Source organism: Alkalibacterium sp. f15 (assembly GCF_049389645.1).
Taxonomy (GTDB): Bacteria; Bacillota; Bacilli; order Lactobacillales; family Carnobacteriaceae_A; genus Alkalibacterium.
The window spans coordinates 1231007-1256146 of sequence record NZ_CP186540.1; the positions used below are offsets into that span (position 1 = coordinate 1231007).

26 protein-coding genes are annotated in these 25140 nt (G+C 40.8%); 17 read left to right on the plus strand and 9 right to left on the minus strand.

The genetic code is table 11. From position 1 onward, the window contains the following. Positions 1-19: 19 nt before the first annotated feature. The 3 genes from ACO1PF_RS05985 to ACO1PF_RS05995 all read left to right on the plus strand — a co-directional run bounded on the left by ACO1PF_RS05985 (position 20) and on the right by ACO1PF_RS05995 (position 3755). Positions 20-415: a (deoxy)nucleoside triphosphate pyrophosphohydrolase gene (locus ACO1PF_RS05985; protein ID WP_423190411.1), complete on the plus strand. Its 396-nt coding sequence runs from the start codon at positions 20-22 to the stop codon at positions 413-415. A 2-nt stretch (positions 416-417) separates the two neighbouring features. Further along, positions 418-3282 carry a DUF3427 domain-containing protein gene (locus ACO1PF_RS05990; RefSeq protein ID WP_423190412.1) on the plus strand — a complete coding sequence of 955 codons (2865 nt, stop codon included), beginning with the start codon at positions 418-420 and terminating at the stop codon, positions 3280-3282. Between the two features lie 101 nt (positions 3283-3383). Then, complete coding sequence (locus ACO1PF_RS05995; RefSeq protein WP_423190413.1) at positions 3384-3755, plus strand: hypothetical protein; 372 nt, start codon at positions 3384-3386, stop codon at positions 3753-3755. Between the two features lie 39 nt (positions 3756-3794). On the opposite strand, the gene ACO1PF_RS06000 is transcribed toward ACO1PF_RS05995, so the two are convergent. Beyond that, entirely contained in the window at positions 3795-4757 is a 963-nt protein-coding gene (locus tag ACO1PF_RS06000) for an alpha/beta hydrolase (protein ID WP_423190414.1), read from the minus strand. Positions 4758-4909: 152 nt separating this feature from the next. On the opposite strand from ACO1PF_RS06000, the gene ACO1PF_RS06005 reads away from it, so the two are divergent. The 5 genes from ACO1PF_RS06005 to ACO1PF_RS06025 all read left to right on the plus strand — a co-directional run bounded on the left by ACO1PF_RS06005 (position 4910) and on the right by ACO1PF_RS06025 (position 8757). Beyond that, complete coding sequence (locus ACO1PF_RS06005) at positions 4910-5227, plus strand: rhodanese-like domain-containing protein (protein WP_423190415.1); 318 nt, start codon at positions 4910-4912, stop codon at positions 5225-5227. Positions 5228-5266: 39 nt separating this feature from the next. Next, complete coding sequence (locus ACO1PF_RS06010) at positions 5267-6910, plus strand: FAD-dependent oxidoreductase (protein WP_423190515.1); 1644 nt, start codon at positions 5267-5269, stop codon at positions 6908-6910. Continuing rightward, on the plus strand, positions 6903-7199 hold the full coding sequence (locus tag ACO1PF_RS06015) for a rhodanese-like domain-containing protein (protein WP_423190416.1): 297 nt from the start codon (positions 6903-6905) through the stop codon (positions 7197-7199). Before ACO1PF_RS06010 ends, ACO1PF_RS06015 begins: the two co-directional genes overlap by 8 nt. Before the next feature lies 1 nt (position 7200). Then, on the plus strand, positions 7201-7461 hold the full coding sequence (locus ACO1PF_RS06020) for a metal-sensitive transcriptional regulator (protein WP_423190417.1): 261 nt from the start codon (positions 7201-7203) through the stop codon (positions 7459-7461). 651 nt (positions 7462-8112) lie between these two features. Next, on the plus strand, positions 8113-8757 hold the full coding sequence (locus ACO1PF_RS06025; protein ID WP_423190418.1) for an HD domain-containing protein: 645 nt from the start codon (positions 8113-8115) through the stop codon (positions 8755-8757). Positions 8758-8796: 39 nt separating this feature from the next. On the opposite strand, the gene ACO1PF_RS06030 is transcribed toward ACO1PF_RS06025, so the two are convergent. Beyond that, positions 8797-9666 (minus strand): lysostaphin resistance A-like protein, encoded by an 870-nt coding sequence (locus ACO1PF_RS06030; protein WP_423190419.1) that lies wholly within the window; start codon positions 9664-9666, stop codon positions 8797-8799. A 124-nt stretch (positions 9667-9790) separates the two neighbouring features. On the opposite strand from ACO1PF_RS06030, the gene ACO1PF_RS06035 reads away from it, so the two are divergent. From ACO1PF_RS06035 to trpS, 3 genes are all read left to right on the plus strand, one after another. Beyond that, the gene (locus tag ACO1PF_RS06035) at positions 9791-10579 is read left to right on the plus strand and encodes an ABC transporter ATP-binding protein (protein WP_423190420.1); all 789 of its coding nucleotides are present in this window, start codon (positions 9791-9793) and stop codon (positions 10577-10579) included. Next, positions 10569-12233: a hypothetical protein gene (locus ACO1PF_RS06040; RefSeq protein ID WP_423190421.1), complete on the plus strand. Its 1665-nt coding sequence runs from the start codon at positions 10569-10571 to the stop codon at positions 12231-12233. Before ACO1PF_RS06035 ends, ACO1PF_RS06040 begins: the two co-directional genes overlap by 11 nt. A gap of 143 nt (positions 12234-12376) precedes the next feature. After that, complete coding sequence (trpS, locus tag ACO1PF_RS06045) at positions 12377-13390, plus strand: tryptophan--tRNA ligase (protein ID WP_423190422.1); 1014 nt, start codon at positions 12377-12379, stop codon at positions 13388-13390. 274 nt (positions 13391-13664) lie between these two features. Here trpS and ACO1PF_RS06050 read toward each other — a convergent pair whose 3' ends face one another. The 5 genes from ACO1PF_RS06050 to ACO1PF_RS06070 are packed head-to-tail and all read right to left on the minus strand — an operon-like array spanning position 13665 to position 16710. Further along, a complete protein-coding gene (locus tag ACO1PF_RS06050; RefSeq protein WP_423190423.1) occupies positions 13665-14090 on the minus strand; it encodes an STAS domain-containing protein in 426 nt (141 codons plus the stop codon). A 12-nt stretch (positions 14091-14102) separates the two neighbouring features. Beyond that, the gene (locus ACO1PF_RS06055; protein ID WP_423190424.1) at positions 14103-14939 is read right to left on the minus strand and encodes a prephenate dehydrogenase; all 837 of its coding nucleotides are present in this window, start codon (positions 14937-14939) and stop codon (positions 14103-14105) included. Next, positions 14936-15385: a type II 3-dehydroquinate dehydratase gene (gene aroQ, locus ACO1PF_RS06060; protein ID WP_423190425.1), complete on the minus strand. Its 450-nt coding sequence runs from the start codon at positions 15383-15385 to the stop codon at positions 14936-14938. The genes ACO1PF_RS06055 and aroQ overlap by 4 nt, the downstream gene beginning before the upstream one ends. Then, entirely contained in the window at positions 15382-15897 is a 516-nt protein-coding gene (locus ACO1PF_RS06065) for a shikimate kinase (protein WP_423190426.1), read from the minus strand. The genes aroQ and ACO1PF_RS06065 overlap by 4 nt, the downstream gene beginning before the upstream one ends. A 3-nt stretch (positions 15898-15900) precedes the next feature. Further along, complete coding sequence (locus ACO1PF_RS06070; protein ID WP_423190427.1) at positions 15901-16710, minus strand: shikimate dehydrogenase family protein; 810 nt, start codon at positions 16708-16710, stop codon at positions 15901-15903. Between the two features lie 725 nt (positions 16711-17435). Between ACO1PF_RS06070 and aroF the strand changes: the two genes are divergently transcribed. From aroF to ACO1PF_RS06095, 5 genes are read left to right on the plus strand one after another with little or no spacing between them, the layout of a single operon-like run. Continuing rightward, positions 17436-18476, plus strand: coding sequence for a 3-deoxy-7-phosphoheptulonate synthase (aroF, locus tag ACO1PF_RS06075; RefSeq protein WP_423190428.1), 1041 nt, complete (start codon positions 17436-17438; stop codon positions 18474-18476). 12 nt (positions 18477-18488) lie between these two features. Next, positions 18489-19577: a 3-dehydroquinate synthase gene (aroB, locus tag ACO1PF_RS06080; RefSeq protein ID WP_423190429.1), complete on the plus strand. Its 1089-nt coding sequence runs from the start codon at positions 18489-18491 to the stop codon at positions 19575-19577. After that, on the plus strand, positions 19574-20866 hold the full coding sequence (aroA, locus tag ACO1PF_RS06085) for a 3-phosphoshikimate 1-carboxyvinyltransferase (protein WP_423190430.1): 1293 nt from the start codon (positions 19574-19576) through the stop codon (positions 20864-20866). Before aroB ends, aroA begins: the two co-directional genes overlap by 4 nt. Next, the gene (gene aroC / locus ACO1PF_RS06090) at positions 20847-21944 is read left to right on the plus strand and encodes a chorismate synthase (RefSeq protein ID WP_423190431.1); all 1098 of its coding nucleotides are present in this window, start codon (positions 20847-20849) and stop codon (positions 21942-21944) included. Before aroA ends, aroC begins: the two co-directional genes overlap by 20 nt. Beyond that, the gene (locus ACO1PF_RS06095) at positions 21937-22218 is read left to right on the plus strand and encodes a chorismate mutase (protein ID WP_423190432.1); all 282 of its coding nucleotides are present in this window, start codon (positions 21937-21939) and stop codon (positions 22216-22218) included. Before aroC ends, ACO1PF_RS06095 begins: the two co-directional genes overlap by 8 nt. 115 nt (positions 22219-22333) lie before the next feature. Here ACO1PF_RS06095 and ACO1PF_RS06100 read toward each other — a convergent pair whose 3' ends face one another. Together ACO1PF_RS06100 and proB are read right to left on the minus strand one after the other, a co-directional pair. Beyond that, on the minus strand, positions 22334-23578 hold the full coding sequence (locus ACO1PF_RS06100) for a glutamate-5-semialdehyde dehydrogenase (protein WP_423190433.1): 1245 nt from the start codon (positions 23576-23578) through the stop codon (positions 22334-22336). 21 nt (positions 23579-23599) lie between these two features. Beyond that, positions 23600-24409, minus strand: coding sequence for a glutamate 5-kinase (gene proB / locus ACO1PF_RS06105; protein WP_423190434.1), 810 nt, complete (start codon positions 24407-24409; stop codon positions 23600-23602). 382 nt (positions 24410-24791) lie between these two features. Here proB and ACO1PF_RS06110 point away from each other — a divergent pair, with 382 nt between their 5' ends. After that, on the plus strand, positions 24792-25004 hold the full coding sequence (locus ACO1PF_RS06110) for a hypothetical protein (protein ID WP_423190435.1): 213 nt from the start codon (positions 24792-24794) through the stop codon (positions 25002-25004). The last annotated feature ends 136 nt before the right edge of the window (positions 25005-25140 follow it).

Here is a 25140-nt window from a genome sequence, read left to right on the forward strand (position 1 = left end):
GAGTGAGGAAGTGCATGAGATGAAAAATATTTTTGTGGTCGGAGCGATTATCCGATCAAACGGAAAACTACTATGTGCCCAAAGGAGTCAATCGATGACGCTCTCTGAATTGTGGGAATTTCCTGGTGGGAAAATAGAAGCCGGAGAAACACATCAAGAAGCTTTGAAGCGTGAAATAAAAGAAGAACTGGAACTGGATATTCAAGTGAGTGATCAGTTGTTTGAAAAAGCCTGCTATACTTATGATTTTGGCCGCGTTCATTTAGCCACCTATCTTTGTACATTAATAGAAGGCACCCCTTCATTATATGAGCACCAAGCTATTAAGTGGTTAAAATCCAAAGAGTTAATGTCTTTAAAATGGGCGCCGGCGGATATTCCGATTGTAGAAAAACTAATGAAAGAACAGGTATAGATATGGCGGACATGCTGGAGCGCTCATTAAAAAAAGCCTTTATCGATCATCGTATTCAAGGCTCTCATTATGATCCAAAATTAATTATTAATGATGTATCGAAAAAAGAATTCATGCTTAATGCTTTGCATGACGAATTAAATAGTTGCACAGATTTTTTCTTCTCGGTCGCATTTATTACGCAGGACGGTTTAGCTGCTCTAAAAGCGCAGTTAGCTGATTTACATAAAAAAGGTGTCAAAGGACGCATTTTAACGTCTGTTTATCTCGCTTTTAATAAACCGGAAGTTTTCACTGACCTACTGAATATCCCCAATGTAGAAGTCAGAATTTCAGGGAAAACAGGCTTTCACTCGAAAGGTTACTTGTTTACCCATCATAAAAACCATTCATTTATAGTGGGCAGTTCGAATCTGACGATGAGTGCCTTGAAAGTAAATTACGAGTGGAATGTGAAATTAACATCGTATGATCACGGGCAGATGATTCAAGATATTCAGGATCATATGGAAAACGAATGGCATGAATCAAAAATACTGACACGAAGTTGGGTAGAAAACTACACGCTTAATTACAATCCGCAGATAGAGTTTAAGCGATCAGTGGTGGATGAAGATTATCCTGTTATTATTGAACCGAATTTGATGCAGCGAGATGCTTTAAGAAATCTACGTGGCCTCAGAGCACGCGGAGCCAAAAAAGGGCTTGTTATTTCGGCCACAGGCACAGGGAAAACGTTTCTCTCTGCGTTTGATGTCGATCAGTTTTCTCCAAATCGTGTTCTGTTTATCGTTCACCGGGAACAGATTTTAAATCAAGCCAAAGAAGATTACAAAAAGATTCTAGGTGGTAAGCCTTCAGATTATGGGATTCTTTCAGGTTCACACAAAGACTTGGAGGCTAAATACTTGTTTGCAACGATCCAGACAATTTCAAAGGAAGCTATCTATAGCAGTTTTTGTCAGGATCACTTTGATTACATTCTGATTGACGAAGTACATAAAGCTGGCGCCATTTCTTATCATAAAGTTATCGATTACTTTTCTCCAGAATTTCTTTTGGGTATGACGGCAACTCCGGAGCGAACAGACGGCTTTAATATTTTTGAACTGTTTGATTACAATATCGCTTATGAAATTCGCTTACAGGAAGCTTTAGAAGAAGATATGCTGTGTCCGTTTCATTACTATGGTGTGATTGATTATGAAAAAAATGGTGAACTGATTTCAGATGAAACAGAGTTTTCACAATTAATAGAAGAAGAGCGCGTGAACTATCTTTTAAACAAATTGAGTTATTATGGTTGTTCAGGTAATATACCCAAAGGACTGATTTTCTGTAGCCGTAAGAGAGAAGCGAAAGCTCTTTCTATAGAATTTGAGGCCAGGGGGATAGCGAGCGCTTATTTGTCTGGAGAAGATTCTTTAGCGAAAAGGGAAGAAGTAGTAAAGCGTTTAGAACGTGGAGAAATCAATTATATTTTTACGGTTGATATTTTTAATGAGGGTATTGATATACCAAAGATTAATCAAGTTGTAATGCTTAGAAACACTCAGTCCAGTATTATTTTTATTCAACAACTTGGTCGTGGACTGCGTAAAGACACGTCTAAAAAATATGTCACAGTGATTGATTTCATAGGAAACTATAAAAACAATTACCTCATTCCAATGGCTCTTTCTGGAGATGTATCAAGGAATAAAAATAAAGTCAGAAAAGATACGTATGATACCGATTTTATTTCTGGGGTATCTTCAATCAATTTTGAAGAGATAGCTAAAAAGAAAATTTTCGAGTCGATTAATAAGACTTCAATGGATTCGATGGCTGAACTGAGAAAAGCATTTCAGCTGCTTTACAATCGCTTGGGTCGCGTCCCTTACCTTAAAGACTTTAAAGAACAAGAAATGCTAGATCCAGTCTTGCTTGCAAATAAAAAGAGAAGTTATTATGATTTTTTGTTAAGTATGAAAGAAAATAAAGAAATCCTAACGGAAGAGGAACAAATGTATTTAATGATTGCGTCTCGCGAACTCCTCCCCGGAATGAGAAAACACGAATTAATGTTGCTACAAAGATTAATTGATGATCAGAAAAATGATGTAAAAAAAGCAGTATCGATTGAAGAGTTGACAAAGTGGTATGAAAATCTAAGTGTTATCAGCAATAATAAGACGATTCAGTCTGTGCTAAATACGTTGAATTTAAATTTTTTTACCGGCATGACCCGTAAAACGTATGGAGACTACCCACTTATCTCGATAGAAAAAAACAAGATCAAACTGTCAAAAGGAATGAGAGCGGCGTTAATTAATGGTTATTTTGAGAAGTTATTCATAGATATTATTGGTACAGGGTTATTGAATGCGACAGCCTACCAGCCAAATACACAGTTAACATTGTATGAAAAATACAGGAGAAAAGATGTACTGAGACTTCTCAACTGGGAAGAACAGATGGTTGATCAGAACATTGGCGGATATACAGCGAAAAACGGCGAATTTATTATTTTTGTCACGCTTGAAAAAGGAGAAAACTTTGCCGGAGCCCTGATGGCTTATGAGGATGAGCTCCTAGACTCGACGACACTAAAATGGTTCACGAAGTCGCCGCGAACATTAAAGTCACCTGAAGTTGAAAAGCTGAAGAACCCAAAGAGCTGGACTTTCCGTCTGTTTGCAAAAAAATCGGATGATGAAGGGAGTGACTTCTATTATTTAGGTGAAGTTAATCCTGTTCAGGAAACGATTAATGAGTTGAAAAAAGCGACACGAGAGGGTAAAAAGAAAAACGTGGTGGAGATGCTCCTAAAACTAGATAATCCCATCGAAAATAGTTTGTATCGTTATCTAACACTTGTAGAGTAAAAAAACACTGTATTATCTCGTTTCGTTCGAGATAATACAGTGTTTTTTTCTTGTCATTATTCTTTTGATTTTTGCTTAAACGAATACAGGGCATTTTTTGCATGTTTCAGTTGCTGCATTACTATCACAGTAGAAATCCGGAAGAAGCCTCGGCTGTCGGTGTTGCTGTTCTCGATGATCTCTTATCACTCCTGCATTTTGGTTTAAAAGATAAAGGAGCCGTTAATGTTATCTTAGTACAAGCCACCCGTTCCAGTATCGAAACTTATCTTGATACGCTGACTTCAGTGTTTATACATTCTTCAGAAAAAGAACCGAATCGTCCGAGTATCAAACGCTTAGATGATAGTGGAATTCCCTTTGTATCAGAAGATGTTTTTCAGCGGGAGTTAGATGTCATAAGCAAGCGGCGAATGCAACTTCTTGGCGCAGTGAATTCGGACAACCATGATTGGCCCAAAGCAAAAGATTAAAGTATATATAGAATGAAAAAAGGCTGGGATTTAAGTATCCTAGCCTTTTTCTGCTTGATTTATGTTGGAGAGATGTCGCGATAAGAAACGCTTGATGCGGAGGCGGTATTCATCCTTATCTGTAATATAGCTATACGCATGCGCAGCTCCAGGAACGATGTAGAGCTCTTTAGGACCGTTGGTAGCGTGATAAACATCATAAGCCATGTAAGTGGGAACAAAAGTATCTTCGTCACCGTGGATGAACAAGAGAGGCGTCTGACTCTTTTGAACCTGTTTTTCTGGATTAGCTTCGCCGAACCAAAAGCCTGCTTTCATTTTTGTAATAAAACTGGTCAGCGGGATGATCGGGTACTGCGGTAGTTTATACATAGTTTTCAGTTGATGCGCCATTTCCTTGGATACGGAACTGTAGCCGCAGTCCTCCACGATCGCTTTGACATTGAGGGGAATAGCTTCACCACTAACATTCATGACAGTGGCTCCACCCATGCTGAGTCCGTAAAGAACGACTTCAAGATCATCGCCCAATTTTTCAATCATCTGCTCGATCCACAACACGTAATCTTTTCTTTCGTGCCATCCGAATCCGATATAATTGCCTTCACTCTCGCCGTGACCTCTGGCATCAGGAAGTAAAAGATTGAATCCCAGATCATAAAAAAGTTTCGCCCAAGGTGCCATATCTAGGTTGCTGCTACTATACCCGTGGGCAATAATGACGAGTTTCTTGGACTCTTCTTTTGCAGGTATAAATAGTCCGGAAAGCAGCAGACCGTCTGTAGCACGTTGAAACAAAATATCCTTTTCTACAGTCTGATACCATCTTTTTTCATTTTCCCAAGGATCATCAGGGTAAATTTCTTCCATGCTGTATTCCTCTACAAATTCTTTTTTACTGATGCCCACGGCAGTTTTGTAAAAATAGGTACTTACATAAGTGAAAAAACTGGTCGTTATTCCTAACGCGCCAAGTAATCCCCATTTCGTTCCTTTTCTCATAACAACGTCTCCTTTGTCTCTATCTAACTATTATAACCAAAAAAGATGAAAAAAATACGAAGATTTATATTTCTAGTGCTTGACATCCTATTTTATAAGGTCTAGTATACCTGGTAGGGTATTTAATATAAAGAAAAGTTGAGGCGATAAGCATGTTTGGATTATTTAATCGTGTACCAAGTGCGACTACAAACCAATTAGAATCAGAATTAACCAACAAACCAATGATATTAGATGTGCGTATGCCGGGCGAATACCGCCAAGGGCATATTCCGGGATCGAAAAATTTTCCCTTAAATAAAATAGAGCAATATAAAGGCAAGACGGATGAAAAACTTTACCTTATTTGTCAGTCAGGCATGAGAAGTAAACGCGCGGCGACAGCGCTACAGAAAAAAGGTTTTGATGTAGTGAATGTGCGTGGCGGTATGAATCAATGGAATGGAACAGTCAGAGGAGGAAAAATTTAATTGAGTAAAGTAGTTATTATCGGTGGTGTTGCTGGCGGTATGTCAGCTGCAACACGTTTACGCCGTTTAGATGAAAATGCAGAAATCATTATCTTTGAAAAAGGGCCATATGTCTCTTTCGCAAACTGTGGCTTACCTTATTATGTGTCAGGTGAAATCGCAGACCGTGATAAATTGTTAGTGCAAACTCCTGAAACACTGTATGATCGTTTCCGTTTAGACGTGAGACCACATACTGAAGTTTTAGCCATCAATTCAGAAGACAAAACAGTTTCAGTTAAACACAATGGTGAAGTGTCAACTGAGAGTTACGATAAGTTGATCTTATCGCCCGGTGCAAGACCGTTTGTTCCTGAAATCAGTGGCTTAAGTGAATGCGACAATGTTTATACGTTGAGAAATGTGCCAGACCTGGATCAAATCATGGAACGTATTGATGGAACAGATCCTAAAGAGGCCGTTGTTGTGGGTGCCGGATTTATCGGTATCGAAATGGCTGAGAACTTGAAACACAGAGGGATCAACGTCACCATCGTTGAAAAAGCTCCTCATGTCTTACCGCCATTAGATGAGGAAATGGCAGCCTTTGTGCAAAATGAATTACGCGAAAACGGAGTCAAAGTCATTACATCACAATCAGCGGTCGCTTTCAAAGAAGAAGGCAGAATCGTTGTCTTGGAAGACGGTAGTGAATTAACCACGGATATGACAGTGATGTCTATCGGGGTTCAACCTGAAAACAGACTGGCACAATCAGCGGGTATCGAGCTCGGTTTCCGCGGCGGTATTTTAGTGGATGAAAATTATGAGACAAGTCTTTCTGATGTTTATGCCGTCGGAGATGCTATTGTCGTTAAAAACCAAATAACGGGCAGCGACGCTTTGATCTCACTTGCTTCACCTGCAAACCGTCAAGGACGTCAAGTGGCAGATGTAATTGCCGGAATGAAACGTAAAAATAAGGGCAGTATCGGGACAGCCATCGTTCGTGTATTCGGACTTGCAGCTGCTTCAGCTGGCTTAAATGAGCGTATGGCCAAAATGGCAGGTTTAGATGTTGCTTCTGTGCACACGCTGAGCAGTAGTCATGCTAGTTATTATCCTGGCGCAACAGATATCACATTGAAACTTGTCTTCAATCCTAAAGACGGAACCATTTATGGCGCACAAGGCGTCGGTAGTAAAGGTGTAGATAAACGCATCGATATTATTTCAACAGCTATTAAAGCTGGCTTGACCGTGCATGATTTACCAGAACTGGAATTCACTTATGCACCTCCGTTTGGTTCAGCAAAAGACCCAGTCAACATGATTGGTTATGCTGCACTTAATGTTATGGAAGGCATGAGCGAGTCAGTACAATGGCACGAATTGAACGAGGAAATAGAAAACGGCGCCGTTCTTTTAGACGTGCGCAGCGAAGCAGAACTAGAAACGTCAGGTCGCTTCCCTAATTCCATCAATATACCACTCAATGATCTACGTGATCGCGTGAATGAACTGGATAAAAATCAAGCGTACGTAATCAGTTGCCGTAGTGGTCAAAGAAGTTACATCGGCGAACGAATGCTCAAACAATTAGGCTATAATGTAAAAAACTTGGATGGTGCGTTTGCGCTTTATCAAACAGTGAAACCTGAAGAAATAGAAATTTTAAAATTGGAGGAAATTGAAATTGTTTAACTCAATTAGTATGGACGAATTTGGACAAAAACAAAAAAAAGAAAAAGTAAATGTCATCGACGTAAGAGAAGCGGGTGAATTTTCATCAGGACATATTCCTGGTGCAATCAATATCCCTTTAAGTGAATTTGCTCAACACCTAGATAAAATCGAGAAAGATAAAGAACAATATGTCGTTTGTTTATCTGGAGCACGTTCTTCAGTTGCGTGTGACTTTTTAGGCAATAACGGGTATACTGTTGTTAACATTATGGGCGGCATGTCAGCTTGGAGAGGAGACATCGAATAATATGGTGAAATGTGACAAAAGCATTCTTAATCGCTTGAAACGAACTGAAGGTCAGATCAGAGGTATTCAACGGATGTTGGAAGAGGAAAAAGAATGTTCAGATCTTGTCACACAATTATCAGCTGTTCGGTCAAGCGTTGACCGTATCATGGGATTGATCGTTGCGGAAAACTTGAAGCAATGTCTTGAGAACCCATCGACGAATCCAGATGAACAGGCAGAAAATATTCAAAAAGCGATTCAATTGGTCATAAAAAAATAAGCGTGAATTTAGAAGGCCTCATTTAAACGTGAGGTCTTTTTTTGATGAGTAAAACCTGTGTGAGACTGAAGAATAAATCATGAACACTATAACTCAAACCAGCTTCTATGGTTGGTAAGATAATTTAGAATCAAATAAGACTCTTTCGATAATCTTGAGAAAATAATATGCGATTAGTCACTTCAGTGGTCTATAATAGAGACTGAAAAAGGAAGTCAGACCTGAGTGGCTGCTATAAGCGCATATAGTAAAGACTGAAGAGAGAAGGCAAGCTTGAGTAGCTGCTATAAGCGCCTATAGTAAAGACTGAAGAGAGAAGGCAAGCTTGAGTAGCTGCTATAAGCGCCTATAGTAAAGACTGAAGAGAGAAGGCAAGCTTGAGTAGCTGCTATAAGCGCCTATAGTAAAGACTGAAGAGTGAAGGCAAGCTTGAGTTGATAGTATAAGCGCCTATAGTAAAGACTGAAGAGAGAAAACAGGCTTGGGTTATCAATAAAGCGATTTTACTATTGAGAATACTAAATATAACCAAAAAAAGCTGAACTTAACATTTTAACTACAGCTGTCCGGATAAATAGAATTTATTGATTTTTTAAGACCAATATAGTGTAATTATGTTAAAGTGAATAAAAAGACAGGGGCGATGATCTAATGAACAATGAAGCAATTATTAACGATACGAAGCAGATGGTTCGAGAAAAACTTCTCAATGAAGGAACGGGACACGACTGGTATCATATTGAACGCGTCTGGAAAATGGCTCTCAACTTGGCAGAGAAAGAGAAGGCTAATCGATTTATAGTCGGATTGGCTGCTTTACTGCACGACTTGATCGATGATAAACTGGTCACTAATAAAGATGAAGCGGTTCAAGAAGTCATGTACTGGCTTGACGGTGTCGGTGTTTCTTCGACCGACAGCGAAAAGATATTAGAAATTATCGAAACTATTTCTTTCAAAGGTGGTAACAGCAGAAAGCTACATACGATCGAAGCGCAAGTGGTCCAGGATGCAGACCGCCTGGATGCCATTGGAGCCATAGGCATCGCCCGCTGTTTTGCGTATGCAGGAAGTAAGGGGAATCCTCTGTTCGATCCTGAATTGTCAGTGAGAGAAGATATGACGGAAGATGAATACCGTAAAGGTAAAACGAGTGCGGTACATCATTTTTACGAAAAATTATTAAAGCTGAAAGATTTAATGAACACAGACGCTGCCAAAGAAATAGCTGAAGAACGGCACGCTTTTATGGAAGATTACCTCACCCAGTTTTTTAATGAATGGGAAGGGAAATAAAAATACTGTCACGTCTTCTATAGACGTAACAGTCTTTTTTTACTGAAACAGATTTTCCACATAAGGGCTGGACTGATTCTTAGTCGAGCGGAACAGTTTGCTAAATAAAAGGAGTATGAGCAAAAAGCCAATGATGAATATAGCTGAAAAAACAAGGTAATCAGTAGGTAGTTCTTCTGATAGGGTGAGTAGGCTCTCGACACCAACATCTCCATCATCAGGCACGAGAAAAACTGGTAAAATGACAAGGAAATTATACAGGCTGTGTGTGAAAATGGCGTAAAAGAGATTGTTGAATTTAACGTAAACAAGTGCGCACAACAGACCTATGAGCAATTGAGGAATGAAAAAGGATTGGATATGAAAGAACATAAAGAGTAAGGAACTATAAACGATGCCTTTCTTGAGCGAATACTTGTCGATCCATTTATTCATTATATAACCACGAAAGACGATTTCTTCGACAATGGGGGCAGCGATCACTGCAATAACAAAGAGATAAAAAAGCGAAATGTCATCCTCGGCGGTCAACTGGTCAATGTAAGGGATAATAATTTTAAAAGCATTCGGGATAAACGATGTAATAGTCAACAGAAATATTGAAAAACTTGTTGCCACAACAGCAGTCAACAGTGTCCAACCGCTGATTTTTAGGAGTTCATCCCATTTTTTCGGATTGGATTTCGCGACGGACCGAATACTCAGTGCTTGTTTTTTCATCAGTGAGATGACTATTTTATAAACCAGGAAATAGAGCAAACTATCAGATAATGTCCTTATAAAGGGAGTATGATCTTGACCAAACGTAAGAATAAGATTGGTTGTCAGAAAAACCACGCCCATTAAGGCAAAAAATGACCGCCATAACAATCCCCAAAGGGTCGCATGCCTGAAAGTTCTCTGATACATCTAATCACCTTCTTCAAGTTATGTTAAGTATAGACTAGCATAGTTTGTTTAAGAATCATAGATTAAAACCTTTACCTTACAGATTTATGATAAACTAGTGTCAAAGTGATTCAAGGAGGATTTTATGGAACCGATCGTAGAGCTAGTCGATGTGACGAAACAATTTGATGGGAAACCGGTGCTGAAGGGCGTCACCTTTTCTGTTATGCCAGGAGAAATAATCGGCTACATAGGACCTAACGGGGCAGGCAAGAGTACGACCGTAAAAATAATTTTAGGGATGTTGGAAAAAGATGGAGGAACCATTCGGTTATTCAATCAACCGCTGAATGCCGGCGACGTAGCCTACAAGGCAAGAATCGGGTATGTGCCGGAGAATGCAGAGCTCTATGAGACGTTAACTGCCAAAGAATACTTATTATTTGTCGGCGAATTGTATGGCATGGAAGAGAAAGAGATTATCGGAAAAGCCAGTCAAATGATGGATGCTTTAGGAATCAAAGAGTCCTTTCACGGACGTTTATCCACCTTTTCAAAAGGGATGCGTCAGAAGGTCCTAATTATCTCAAGCTTGATTCATAATCCGGATATTTTATTTTGGGACGAACCGTTAAGCGGATTGGATGCGAATAGTGTCCAAGTGATCAAAGAACTGTTAGTTAAATTGAAAAAAGAAGGAAAAACCATTTTTTATTCTTCACATGTCATGGATACTGTCGAGAAGTTGAGTGACCGGATCTTGATCTTGCATGATGGATACGTGATTGCGGATGGCCCGTTCAGTGAATTGAAGAAAGAAGCAGAAGGAACTCTCGAACAACTATTCAACACATTGACCGGTTTTGATCAACATGAAGCATTGGCTGATCAATTTCTCAGTGGGATGAAAGGGGAATTCACTCATGATGCGTGAGGTTTTAGGCATGGATGAGCGAGCCAAAGAACCAGTTTATTTGAAAATAATAGATAAATTAGCACCGGTCTACCAAAAGTTTGGGATAGATTACAGGCAAATGCGGACCATACTCAAAATGAAAATGACCATGGATAGCCGCAAAGAAGCGGCCGTTCAGGGCATGCGTTCCAAAGCCAAGCAAAATGAGGAGAAAAACCATTTCTTCTCAAGCTTGTGGGTATACACCATTATCAGTGTGTTCTTCCTGCTATTATTTGTTTACGACAATTGGATTTTTCAGTATACAACCTATTTCAGCTATATATTTGTTATGTTATTTTCGACCATGCTGGCCAATTTTTCCAATATATTACTGGACGTGAAAGACTCGGAGCTGATAGGAACAAAACCGGTGTCGCAAAAGACGATTGGAGCGGCCAAGGCGACACATGTGGCGATCTATCTTGTTTCATTTACTTTCGCCATCGGCCTGGCCGTAATGTTAGCAACGTTTTATTTTAATGGTATTCTGGCTGGATTGATTCTGATTATGTTAACTTTTCTAGCTTCCTTGTGGTCGCTCGGATTAACGATCGTGATGTACGCGACGGTTCTGAAACACTTCGATGGTGAACGGCTCAAAAATATCATAGCGTACAGTCAAATTGGCTTGTCTGTCTTTATGGTCATGGGTTATTACTTGATAAGTCAAATATTTGAAGTGATCGATCCGGAAACATTTTTGGTTGAGATGAACCTTTCCGTCGGGCATGCGTTGCTTTTCCCGATGTGGTTTGTCGCACCGTTTGGACTAGTGCAGGAGGGTTTTCAAACCGTTTATGTGGTATACACGCTGTTCTTGCTTTTAGGAACTATAACGATTGCTGTACTCTATCACTTTAATATTGATAAAATCGACAGCAACTTGCAGAAGATGAACAAGGGGAAAACCCAACCGTCCAATCGGTCTGTTTTAGAAAAGGTTGCCGCCAAAACATTGAGCTTTGATTCGCTGGAAAGAGCTTATTTCCATTTCACCTGGCAGTTAACGAAAAACGAACGGGAATTCAAAACACGTTTGTATCCCTCGATCGCCAGTGCGATGGTATTCCCGGTGGTCATGTTCTTCTCCAGTTTGAGAGGGGATCAACCCATCACCGCTCAAAACACACTGACCTTTCTGTATTTGCCATACTTTACCATGCTGGCGATTCCGATGATTGCTGTGGCGACACAGTTTTCAGTGAATTATAAAGGGCGCTGGCAATTCGAATTGAGTCCAGTGCATGCAAAAGGCCCCTTTTTTCGGGCTGTAACGAAGGTCATGCTGATCAAGATCCTGTTACCGATGTATTCGGTCATCAGCGGTTTGATCATTATACTGACAGGTATAACCTATATTATTCAACTGGTCAATGGCTTTTTACTGATGAGTGTCATTCTGTATTTTGAAATGAAGCGGTCAAGTCAGGAATTACCTTTTTCGAGAAAATACGCAGCCTCGGAAGCTAATCAAGGGTGCATGTCCAGTCTGATCTTCTTTGTGCCCGTCTTTATCATTTCATTTATCATGATCCTGGTTCAAGCTTTTGTCCCTTATGCCGTATGGGGAGTCTTGATCGGACTCATTGCTTTAAATATATGGTGGATGAAAAAAGGTTTTAATAACTAAGCGTTTAATAGTGAACTAAAGTGACGGAAATAGCGAGAAAACAAGCTTTAAAGACAAGAAGAAGAGGGCTTTGCTCCTTTTTTTTCTTTGCTAATTAAGATACAATTAGACCAATTAGATTATTTATGAGGAGATTATTAAACATGGAACGTATCATATTAACAGGAGACCGTCCGACAGGCAAATTACACTTGGGACATTATGTCGGTTCACTCCAAAATCGTTTGAGATTACAAGAAGACGAAAACAATAAAGTTTTTGTCATGATAGCCGATCAACAGGCTTTAACAGATAATGCTAAAAATCCTGAAAAAGTACAGCAGAACTTAGTGGAAGTAGCCTTGGACTACTTGGCAGTAGGACTGGATCCCAAAAGGACAACCATCTTTGTGCAGTCTCAGATCCCGCAGTTACCTGAATTGACAATGTATTACCTCAACTTAGTGACTGTTGCTCGTTTACAACGTAACCCCACAGTTAAATCTGAAATCTTGGAAAAGGGATTCAACGAAAGTATTCCGGCAGGTTTCTTCATGTACCCAGTGAGTCAAGCCGCAGATATTACGGCCTTTAAAGCGACCCACGTCCCGGTTGGTGAAGATCAGAAACCGATGGTCGAACAGACTCGAGAAATCGCACGCGATTTCAACCGCACATATGGGCAAGAGGTGTTGGTCGAACCGGAAATCATTTTACCTCCAAAAGGCCAAGGCCGTTTAGTCGGTATCGACGGTAAAGGTAAAATGAGTAAATCACTTAATAACGGGATATACTTATCTGACAGTGCTGAAGATGTTCAAAAGAAAATAATGAAAATGTACACCGATCCCAAACATATACATGTCGAAGATCCCGGTCAAGTGGAAGGCAACGTCGTCTTTACTTATCTGGACGTCTTTGACGAAGATAAAGAAAAGGTTCAGGAGTTGAAAGACCAGTACCGTCAGGGGGGTTTGGGTGACGTAAAAATCAAACGTTACTTGAATGATGTCCTGCAGGCTAAACTACAACCCATCCGTGAACGCCGCGAGGAATTTGCGAAGGACAGAGGGGCTGTACTGGAAATGCTCAAAGCCGGCAGTGAGAAGGCAGAAGCTGTTGCTGCTCAAACCTTGGATGAAGTGAAGGAAGCAATGGGAATCAATTATTTCAAATAAGAGAAGTGTGAATCACGATAGAAACATAGTTGAAGGCGAACATGTTTATGTTGAAAATTGGTGGAGTAATCACTCAATAATGAAAAAAGCATTTGATGCAAGATATCAAATGCTTTTTTTCGTATTTAATTTGAATTAATAATGACCAGTCAAAGTTGGCTAAGAAATGAGGAGTCACCAAAAAAGCTATCTTCTGAAGAACGTTATTTCAATGCAAAAACCGGCAGAAATCAAGGGTGAGTTGATTTCTGTCGGTTTTATCAAGTATAAATCCTTAAACGTAAGGGAATTCGATCAAGTCCGTGTCTACATCATCTATATGGACAGAGGCCAGTACGTCTGCATTACGGAACAGATTCTTGCAGTCATCACTTAGCCGAACGATTTTGAATTGCTTGCCTTGTTCAGCGTAGCGTTTAGTGATCGAACTAATGGCTTCTACCGCCGAATAGTCGGATACTTTCGCATATTTCAAGTCCAGTATGACTTCTTCTGGGTCATTATCGAAATCAAAGATGTCTTTAAAATTAAGAACAGATCCAAAGAAAATCGTCCCGTTGATTTTATAGGTTTTTTCTCCAGCAACATCCTCTTCAACATTAGCGTAGATAACTTTTCCTTTTTCCCAAGCAAAAATCAATGCAGAGACGATGACACCTACGATAACGGCTGTAGCTAGATCTGAGAAAATAGTGATCAAAGATACAATGACTTAATACCATTTTTTGCGTTGGAGTCGAGCTTTCTTTAAAAAATCTTTCAGTTCTTCTTCGTTCGTGTTAACGAGAGCGTTTTTAAACACATCTAATTGTTCTTCAAAGCATGTAATTGAATCGAGCAGGGCATCTTTATTCATTGAGAACAACTCAGCCCATAACTCCTCATTAATGTCAGCGATACGGGTCAGTTCCTTAAAACTATTGCCGGCGAAAAGCAGGGTATCAGGTGACGCTTGAGTACTATTTACGACGGAGACCGATAAGGCATGCATGAGTTGACTGACGTAAGCAATCTGTTCATCGTGCTGTTCAGGCATGACACGGGTAATCGTCTTGAAACCAGCATCTTTGTAAAGCTGTTCAACTTTCTTTATATTCTCTTCCTTGTTAGATGAAACAGGTGTGATCAGGGCATTAGCCTCTTTAAATTTTGATTCTTCTGCACCAGCTATCCCTTTTTTCTCGCTTCCGCGCATAGGATGGGCAAAAATGAAGTCGACATGATCAGGCAATAGACGTTCAACATCACGGATGAGGGATGTTTTTACACCGGTCACGTCAGTTATAACCGCGCCTTGTTTGAAATGGTCTTTATTCTCATCAATGAAAGAGGCAATCTGACCAGGGTAAAGGGTCAGTAAAACAATATCAGCTTCTGCTATAACGTGTTCTGGCGAAGTCGTTCCCTCGTGAATATACCCTTTATCAAGTGCCAACTGAAGAGTTTCTTCATCGATATCGACTCCTACAATCCGGTCATATCCTTGCTTCATTAATCTCATTGCAAAAGAACCGCCAATTGCACCGAGACCTACGATCACTAAATTCATTTAGATTGCTCCTCTGATAAAATAGCTTCTAGTGCTTGTATTCCTAAAAGATAACTGGTAGAACCAAAACCTGAAATTTGACCTATACAAGCAGGCGCAACCACAGAATGTTTTCTGAAATCCTCACGTGAATGAATGGCGCTCAGATGCACTTCAACAGTTGGAATCGAAACTGCTTTAAGTGCATCATGGATAGCGTAGCTGTAATGCGTGTAAGCGGCGGGATTAATGACTATACCGTCCACATCTGCTCGGTAGGCCTCCTGGATCTTGTCGATCAGCTGTCCTTCTGAATTGCTTTGGAAAAATTCATAGGTATGACCATGCTTGATAAGATAGTCTTGCATGCGTCTATTGATATCGTCCAGTGTTTCGGTTCCGTAAATTTCTGGTTCTCTCGTTCCTAATAGATTTAAATTTGGTCCATGGATGATCCAGATGTTCATTTGTTTAGCTCCTGTTCTTTATTTTTTATAATTAAAATAAGTTGATCAACGGTATCTTCAAGAGAAAGGTTGTTTTTAACGACATGGTCTGCAGATGATGCGTATAATTCTTTTCGCTCTGTATATAAACTGTTAATGCGCTCTTTACCTGAAGCTAAAAGTGGTCGGTTATCGATTTTGATGTCACTCAAAATATGTTCCACTGGTCGGTCGATCCAAATGATCAAACCGGCTCGGTGTAAGGCTTCTCTGTTTTCTTTTTTTATTATAGCGCCACCGCCCGTTGAAATAACGGCTCTATTAAATTTTATCATGTCTTGACACGCAGATGATTCAAGCGTGCGAAAATAATCTTCACCGAGCTGAAACAACTCCGGAATCGTTTTGGCTGCTTTTTCTTCAATATAGTCATCCATATCGATAAAGGAATAACCGAGTGCATCACTCAGGTATCTTCCGATAGTGCTCTTGCCGCTGCCGGTCATTCCAACGAGTATAATCGTGTCTTGCATACCTTAACCTTCTTTCCATTGATGAAAATCATGAATCAGTTCTTCGATAAGGGTATCAGAAATGTTTTGTTCTTCCCATATTTCTACAGAACTTACAGCTTGACCAATCAACATATCCAGACCATTGGCGAAAGGCTTGCCCTGTTTTTCTGCAGATGAAAGCAGTTGGGTCCGTTCGGGATTATAAATCAGATCGATAACACAGCCAAACGGTAAGACTTCCTCTTCCGAAATAGGTGAAAAGTCCATATTGGGATACATACCGACAGGAGTCGTGTTGATCAGATAATCCGCTTTGAGGCCAATCAATTTGTTGTAGGTAGTATAATCGACTTTCGAATCTTTGGAAGTCTGTTCCGCTTTTCGGGAAACAAGCGTGATTTTTTTTGCGCCATGATCGATCAGATAGGTGATTGCCATTTTAGCAGCTCCGCCCGTTCCCAAGATTACAAAAGAGTGATCGGTGATCTGCCACGCTCTTCTCTTGAAAATCAGTCCAAAGCCTTCATAGTCCGTATTATAGCCTATTAATCTGCCCTTTTTGTTATGGATCGTATTTACAACTTGAAGAGATTCAGCGACGGAAGATAACTCATCCAAATACGGAATGACTGCTTCTTTGTAAGGAATAGTCACATTGACGCCATCGATTGAAAGAAGACGTATCGCTTTTATAGCTTCCTGCATTTGAGAAGGTTGGAAAGGGAAAGGTTTGTATCCAGCTTCGATTTTGGCTTTATAATAGATCTCTTTATGTAATTGGGGAGACAAGCTGTGAGAAAGCTTTTCACCAAATAAACCATAGAATTTCATATCCATATCTCCTTTGTTGTATTTTGTTAGAAGTATAGACAAAAGAAGTGGAAATAACAAATAGTTTTTTGGTCAAGAAAAAAATATAAAAAATAAACTTATGATAAACCCTAAATTTATAGGGTTTATGAGATGCTGATTATAAAAAAAGTTAAATTTTTTAATATTAGTGTTGACTTTTAAAATCAACATTGCTAGTATTGGACTCACAGTTGAACAACAGCTGAACTATTAATTGAGGAGCGTCTTGAAAATGATATTACAATCAGAAAACCTTATGACCTCACAATTTAATACCTGGTATTACAGCTTCTTAGATAACATTTCTATGGAGGCTGGATAACTTTTTGCTGTTTTGAAAAGTGCCCCATAGATTTCGAAAGAAATCGAATGGGCGCACACAATATAAATGTTCAACTGATTTATATAAGTGATTTTTACCAACGCTGCATTCGATCAACCTTTTAAAGGTTCGAATGTGGCGTTTTTTATTTTGTCAAAAGTGTTTGATCCAGCTGGATTTGAGGAAAAAAGTATCTCAATGTGATCATCAACAAAAAACTAAGTTAGGCAGGGGGGAAAAGAAACCTATTATCATATTGGACTCAAATGAAATAGTGCCAAGCATTAGGTTAGCAGTGAAAACCTTTATGCAGAAGAAAAAAATGAACACCAAAGCATGATCGGAAAATACAAAAAATATAAATATAAAAGGAGATAATAAAATGATTATCGTATTAAAACAAGGAACCAGCGTTCAAGCAATCAAGGAAATCACGGAAAAAATCGAAGCACAGGGAGTCATGGTCAGTAATTTCTCAGATGTAAAACGTGATTTTCTTGGAGTTATTGGTGATACGACTGGACTTGATGAGCATAGAATACAAGCACGTCCAGAAGTCGAAAAAATAATCAGAGTAGAAGAACCATACAAACGAGCGAATCGTAAATTCCACCCTGAGAATTCAGAGATTCAGGTCGGACAGGAAACCATTGGGGGACACAAACTGGGTATCATAGCCGGTCCGTGTTCTGTTGAAAGTGAAGAACAGATCGTTCGAGTGGCTAAACAAATAAAAGCAGCCGGAGCTAATTTCCTGCGCGGTGGGGCGTTCAAGCCGAGAACCTCTCCATACAGTTTCCAAGGTTTAGAATTGGAAGGCTTGCGCATGCTGCAAGTGGCTAAAGCAGAAACAGGCTTGCCTATTGTAACAGAACTCATGTCAACAAAGTGGATAGATGAATTTGTGGATTCTGTCGACATGATCCAAATCGGCGCACGAAACATGCAGAACTTCGATTTGCTTAAAGAAGTCGGTAAAACAAACACACCTGTGCTGCTCAAACGTGGACTCTCGGCCACTTACAAAGAATGGTTGATGTCGGCAGAATACATCATGTCTGAAGGGAATGAAAACGTCATTTTATGTGAGCGTGGAATCAGAACGTTCGAACCAGGAACACGTAATACATTGGACATTCAGGCGGTCCCAGTAATCAAGAAATTATCACACTTACCTATCATCATTGACCCGAGTCACGCAGGAGGGATGTCTTACCTGGTAGAAGCCGGTGCTAAATCGGGTATCGTTGCCGGTGCAGACGGACTGATGATCGAGGTACACAATGATCCTGAAAATGCATGGAGTGATGGGGAACAGTGCCTGACACCTGATGAATTTGGCTTATTGATGGAAAAAGCAACTAAATTGGCTGAAATAGAAGGACGTTCGATCTTACAAACCAATAAAGTAATGACACAGTAAGGAGCCAGTTTGATGCAGAAAATCAATGTAGAAGTATCCCAACAAACGATAGAATATCCTATAAAAATCGAAAAAGAACTACTTCAGCATGTAGGAGAACAAATCAAAACAGTGTTCTCAGGGAAGCGGGTAGCCATCATTACCGACAAGAATGTTTCCGGTCATTATGGAGAAACGGTCAAAAACCAACTGGTCGAAGCCGGTTATGAAACAGACATGATCATTCTCGAACCGGGAGAAGAGACCAAGACCTTTCAAACGATGCCGCAGATTTACAGTCGATTGATCGAAATGGGGATCACCCGAAGCGATCTCATTATTGCATTGGGTGGTGGCGTTGTTGGTGACATTGCCGGATTTGTTGCCGGGACGTTTTTAAGAGGCATCTCTTTCGTTCAGATTCCAACGACACTTCTCGCGCAAGTGGATAGCAGTGTGGGCGGTAAAGTTGGCGTCGATTTACCAGAAGGAAAAAACCTGGCAGGAACTTTTTATCATCCGATGATGGTCTTGATCGATCCACTTGTTTTGAACACACTTACTGATGCCTATTTTTCAGACGGGATGGCGGAAGTAATCAAGTATGGCTGTATCAAAGACGAAACCTTCTTTAATTTTCTGGAAGGATTAACGTCCAGACTGGATGTTATGGCTAATATTGAATCAATCATTGAAACCTGCTGCAGGATCAAAGAGCACGTGGTGCAATTGGATGAGAGAGACACAGGCGAACGGATGTTGCTTAACTTCGGCCATACTTTAGGACATGCGATCGAAGCCTTTTATGCGTACAAGAAGTATACGCACGGGCAGGCGATAGCGATCGGCATGGTGAAAATAACTGAACTGGCAGAACAAAAAGGCATGACTGGTAATGAAATGTCTGGTCAGTTGAGAAAATGTCTGATCCGTCATCAATTACCGGTAGATTTAGACCGTCCAGAAGATTATGCATCGATTATTCCGTATATTAAAAAGGACAAGAAAAATCTTGATGAACAGCTGTACTTGATCATTTTAGAAAAAATGGGAAGTGCCAGGCGAGAAAAGTCCGATATAACTTTTTTTAATAGACTAAAGACGGGAGGACAAAACGCGTGACAGATTTAAGAATAGAACCAGTGAAGCTAAAAGGGCCGGTAACTGTGCCACCTTCTAAAAGTTTAGCTCACCGAGCCATCATCTGCGCTAGCCTGGCCAAAGGACGCAGTGAAATAAAAAACATTCAATACTCAGATGACATCACAGCCACGATCGAAGGCATGCAAATGCTTGGAGCGGTCATTCAAAAAAACGAAGGCTCATTATCAATCGAGGGTATCAAAGACTATGCTCCCACTCAAGGAAGAACCATAAACTGTAATGAATCAGGCTCGACCTTGCGTTTTCTCATTCCGCTCGCTACTTTATTTGAAGGAGAAACCCACTTTACTGGTCAGGGTAAATTAGGAACGCGACCGCTGGCTACGTATCAAGCGATTTTCGAAAAACAGGGGTTAAAGTATGAATCGTCAAATACAGGGAAACTGGATTTAACAGTAGAAGGTTCTCTTCAACCAGGAGCCTATGAAGTTAGGGGAGATGTGAGTTCACAGTTCATCACCGGGCTCTTGCTCACCTTGCCACTTTTAGGGGCAACATCAGAAATTAGAATGACCACACCATTAGAATCAGAAGGCTACGTTGACCTGACCCTGTCGATGCTGGAATCTTTCGGCATACACATTGAATTTGACAAAGAACGTCAACTTTTCAGTATAGAGGGAAACCAAGTGTACCGTGCTCAAGATGTAACGATAGACGGCGATTATTCTCAGGCAGCTTTCTTTTTAAGTGCCCGTGCGTTAGGGAATCTGGTCAGTGTTGAAGGGTTAAACGAAAGGTCACTGCAAGGCGATCGAGCGATAGTAAGTATTTTAGAGCAGCTAGGTGGTGTCCAGCCAAATAATAACAAGGGCATGAATATATTCGCTGAACAGTTGACCATTGATCAAACAATCGACGGCGCGCAATGTCCGGATATCATACCGATTGTCGCTTTAGTTGCGGCACTATCAAGTGGAAAAACAAAAATCATCAACCTGGAGAGACTCCGTATAAAGGAAAGTGACCGGTTGGAAGCGACACAGAAAGAGTTAGCTCAATTAGGCGCAGATATAGAAGTGGATGGTGACTCACTTGTCATCAAAGGCGTGGATAGCTTGAAAGGGAATACGAGCGTTTGGAGCCATAAAGATCACCGGATAGCGATGATGCTGGCAATCGCTTCAACCGTTTGCGAAGCGCCAATCATCATCAAAGATACTGAGTGTGTGGCAAAATCATATCCAGATTTTTGGGACATATTCGAACAATTAGGAGGGAAAAGCAGTGAGTGGAATTTGGGGTAAAAATTTACAGGTATCCATATTTGGAGAATCACACGGCGTGGCGATCGGCATAACAATCGACGGTATACCGCCTGGATTGGAAATAGATATGGACCGCGTTTTATTTGAGATGGCCAGACGTGCACCGGGGCAGAATGAATTGACAACGTCTAGAAAAGAGAAGGATCTGCCGGAGCTTTTAAGTGGATTTTTGGATGGCAAAACGACGGGTGCACCTTTGACTGCAATCATACGTAACAGCAATACCCGATCGACAGACTATAGTTTACTTAAAAATGTGATGCGTCCGGGGCATGCTGATTTTTCAAGCCGTGTCAGATACAAAGGGCACAATGATCACCGAGGGAGTGGCCATTTTTCCGGAAGGATCACTGCTCCGTTAGTCTTTGCGGGGGCCATTTGTAAACAGTGGCTCGAACAAAAAGGGGTCACGATCGGTGCACACATTCAATCGATCGGTTCTGTTGAGGACGAAAAGTTTGTAGATCAGAGACAAGTTTCGCTGGAGCAAGTCGAGAACCTTAAGCATCAGCAATTACCTTTGTTCAAAGAAAATAAAACCGAAGAAATGCGAAAAGTCATTCTTGAGGCAAAAGACGACGGCGATTCTGTCGGCGGAGTCGTTGAGACGTTTGTCTTAGGTGTACCAGCCGGATACGGCAATCCATTTTTTGACTCTGTTGAATCGACTTTGGCTCATTTGGTTTTCTCGGTACCGGCAATCAAAGGTATCGAGTTCGGGACGGGGTTTGATATCACTAAGATGCGTGGGTCAGAAGCGAATGACGAATACTATTATGATGAAGATGGACAGGTAAAAACACGTTCAAACAATAATGGCGGGATTGTCGGGGGCATCACTCACGGTATGCCTATCGTTTTCCGCGCGGCTGTAAAACCTCCAGCCTCTATTACGAAAAAGCAGCAGACCATAAACGTTGATGAAGGAAAAGCAGCAGAATTATCGGTGGAAGGAAGACATGATCCGTGTATCGTCCCTCGTGTACTGCCTGTTTTAGAAGCAGTGACGGCGTTAGCCTTGATGGACTTGATGATAGGGGTGGCGGCTGATGAATGAACTGGAAAGTTATAGACAAGAAATTGATGCAGTCGACCAGGAATTGACTCGGTTATTTGAGAAAAGACTGGAAACTGTATTAAAAGTTGGGGAATATAAGAAAAAGCATCAGCTACCGGTATTGGATGCAGATAGAGAAAAGAAAGTTATTGAAAAAAATATTGCTCGACTGAGAAATACAGACTTTCAGGAAGAAGTGACCATGTTTTATAAAGCTATTATGAACATTACAAAGCAGACGCAGGAACGGTTTATGGAAAAAGAGGAAGAGTAGAATGAAAAGGTGTTGGAGTATTATCTTTTGAGATCACTTTTTAATCAAATCAAAAACAGACAAAATCAATGAGTAATTGATTTTGTCTGTTTTTTTTTGCTAAAAGCGTAAGCGATCAGCGGATCTGACCTTCTCCAAAGATTATATACTTGGAAGAGGTGAGTTCAGGTAAGCCCATAGGACCTCTGGCGTGAAGTTTTTGCGTGCTGATACCTATTTCAGCACCAAAACCAAATTCAAAACCATCCGTAAAGCGAGTAGAAGCATTCACGTAAACAGCCGCAGAATCAACTTCGCGGTGAAAACGTTGACCGGCAAAGTAATCGTCGGTCACGATCGCTTCCGAGTGTCCGGTACTGTACCGGTTGATGTGAGCGATAGCTTCGTCAAAAGAATCGACCACTTTAACAGCCAGGATATAATCCAAGAATTCCGTTTCCCAGTCTGCTTCTGTGGCTGGGGTGAAGTCTTTCAGGTATTTCTGTGCTTCCTTATCTGCTCTAAGTTCGACGTTCCATTCGTTCAAAGCTTTTTCGATCACAGGCAGGAAAGTTTCAGCCACATTTTTATGAATGAGGAGTGTTTCAGCCGCATTGCATACCGATGGACGGTCTGTTTTAGCGTTCACGATGATAGCTTTTGCCATTTCAAGCTGGGCGGACTGATCGATATAGACGTGACAGTTCCCGGTCCCTGTCTCGATGACCGGAACGGTGGCGTTTTCGACCACCGCTCTGATCAAGTTGGCGCCGCCTCGTGGAATCAAAACGTCCAGGTAACGGTTCAGTTTCATCATTTCGTTGGCTGATTCTCTGGAAGTGTCTTCCACTAATTGAATCGCCGTTTCAGGCAGAGTGCTGTCTTTTAAAGACGCGCGTAGACTAGTCACGACAGCTAAGTTGGAGTTGAAGGCTTCTTTTCCGCCACGTAAAATGACGATATTTCCCGATTTGAAACAGAGTCCGGCGGCATCGGATGTCACATTTGGACGGGCTTCATAAATGATGCCGATAACACCCAAGGGAACCGATTGTTTGCCGATTTTAAGACCAGCTTCGTTGGTCCACATGCTTTCGACCAGTCCAATGGGATCGGGCAGTTTGGCGATATCTTTCAGTCCTTGTGCCATCGCTTCGACGCGTTCTTTTGTCAACGTGAGTCGGTCGAGTAACGATTCTGTGATACCGTCTGCTTCAGCCTGTCGGGTATCTAATTTATTAGCTTCCAAAATTTTATCTGTATCACGCAGCAAACCTTCTGCCATCAATAGTAATGCTTCATTCTTGGCTCTTGAAGAGGCTTGAGCTAAATGACGCTCAGCTTCTTTGGCTTTTTTTCCAAGTTCGATTAATGTTTCCACGTTTAAAACTCCCTCCAGTCGCTATTTAGAAAACAAGGTTCCTTCGTTCATGCCATCTAAAATCCTGAATAAGATGGTCAGATCTGTCCCGTTGGCCAGTACCATTTGTTTGTTTGCTTTCAAAACGATTTGAGCGGCAGTCAGTTTCGTGATCATGCCACCTGTACCGAATTTTGTAGAAGAGTCTTGAGCGAGTTCCAGGATGTCATCGGTTATTTCATTTATTGTTTCAAAGAGCTCTGCATCATTGTGTTTCATTGGATTTTTATCGTAAAAGCCGTCAATATCCGACAGCATAATGAGTAAATCAGCTTCTGTCAACTCGAGCACGATCGCGGACAAGGTGTCGTTGTCACCGAATCGCGTCAGATGATCGAGTTCTTCTACAGAAACCGTATCATTTTCGTTGACGATAGGGACAACATGCTTGATGAGAAGCTGTTCAAAGGTGTTCACCGTATTTCTTCGGCTCACAGGATAGTCTGTGACGTCTTTGGTCAGTAAGACTTGCCCGATATGATGTCCGTAATGATAGAAGAACTTGCTGTACAAACTCATGAGTTCTGTCTGACCGATCGAAGCAATGGCTTGCTGCTCGGGGATCGTTACAGGACGTTGGGTCAAGTTCATGCGAGATAAGCCGACACCGATGGCACCGGAAGAAACCAGAATGATTTCTTTACCCTGGTTTTTCAGATCGCTCAATACGAATGACAGCTTTTCCATCTGTTGCAGATTGATCGATCCATTTGGGTACATGATGGTGCTGGTACCGACTTTGATGACTATCCGTTTACTCTGTTTTAATTTTTCTCGATTTTCTTTATTCATAAGGTACCCATTCTCTCTTTGATAAGCGTTCTTGGTTGTCTATTAACTTTCCATAGTATAACAAGTTATATAAAAAAATGCTAGATTCCCTTGTTGTTATAGGTTAAAAGTTAAGGAAAACCCCTCTCAAATAAAAATATTGAGAGGGGTGGATGACTATTAATTGTTGAGTATATCTAGTCTATATTCAAATAATTCAATGTTCGTGGAATCGTGTTTAGTCATATCTTTGGGCTCGATCGTTCCGGTAAATAATGTTTCCTGCGTTTTGATATCAGTGATCTGGAAGAAATGAATGATTAGGCCTGAAGCCTAATCAAGACCTTATTAATTATTGAATCTTTAGTATTCCAAAAATGAAACGTTCGTGAGTATGCCGAAGATGAGTCAAGTTAGCCTCACTGAAACAGAAATGTCTGTGAGTATGCCGAAGAAGAGTCAAGTTAGCCTCACTGAAACAGAAATGTCTCTGAGTATGCCGAAGATGAGTCAACTTAGCCTCACTGAAACAGAAATGTCTGTGAGTATGCCGAAGATGAGTCAACTTAGCCTCACTGAAACAGAAACGTCCGTGAGTATGCCGAAGATGAACTAACTTAGCCTCACTGAAACAGAAATGTCTGTGAGTATGCCGAAGATGAGTCAACTTAGCCTCACTGAAACAGAAATGTCTGTGAGTATGCCGAAGAAGAGTCAACTTAGCCTTACTGAAACAGAAATGTCTGTGAGTA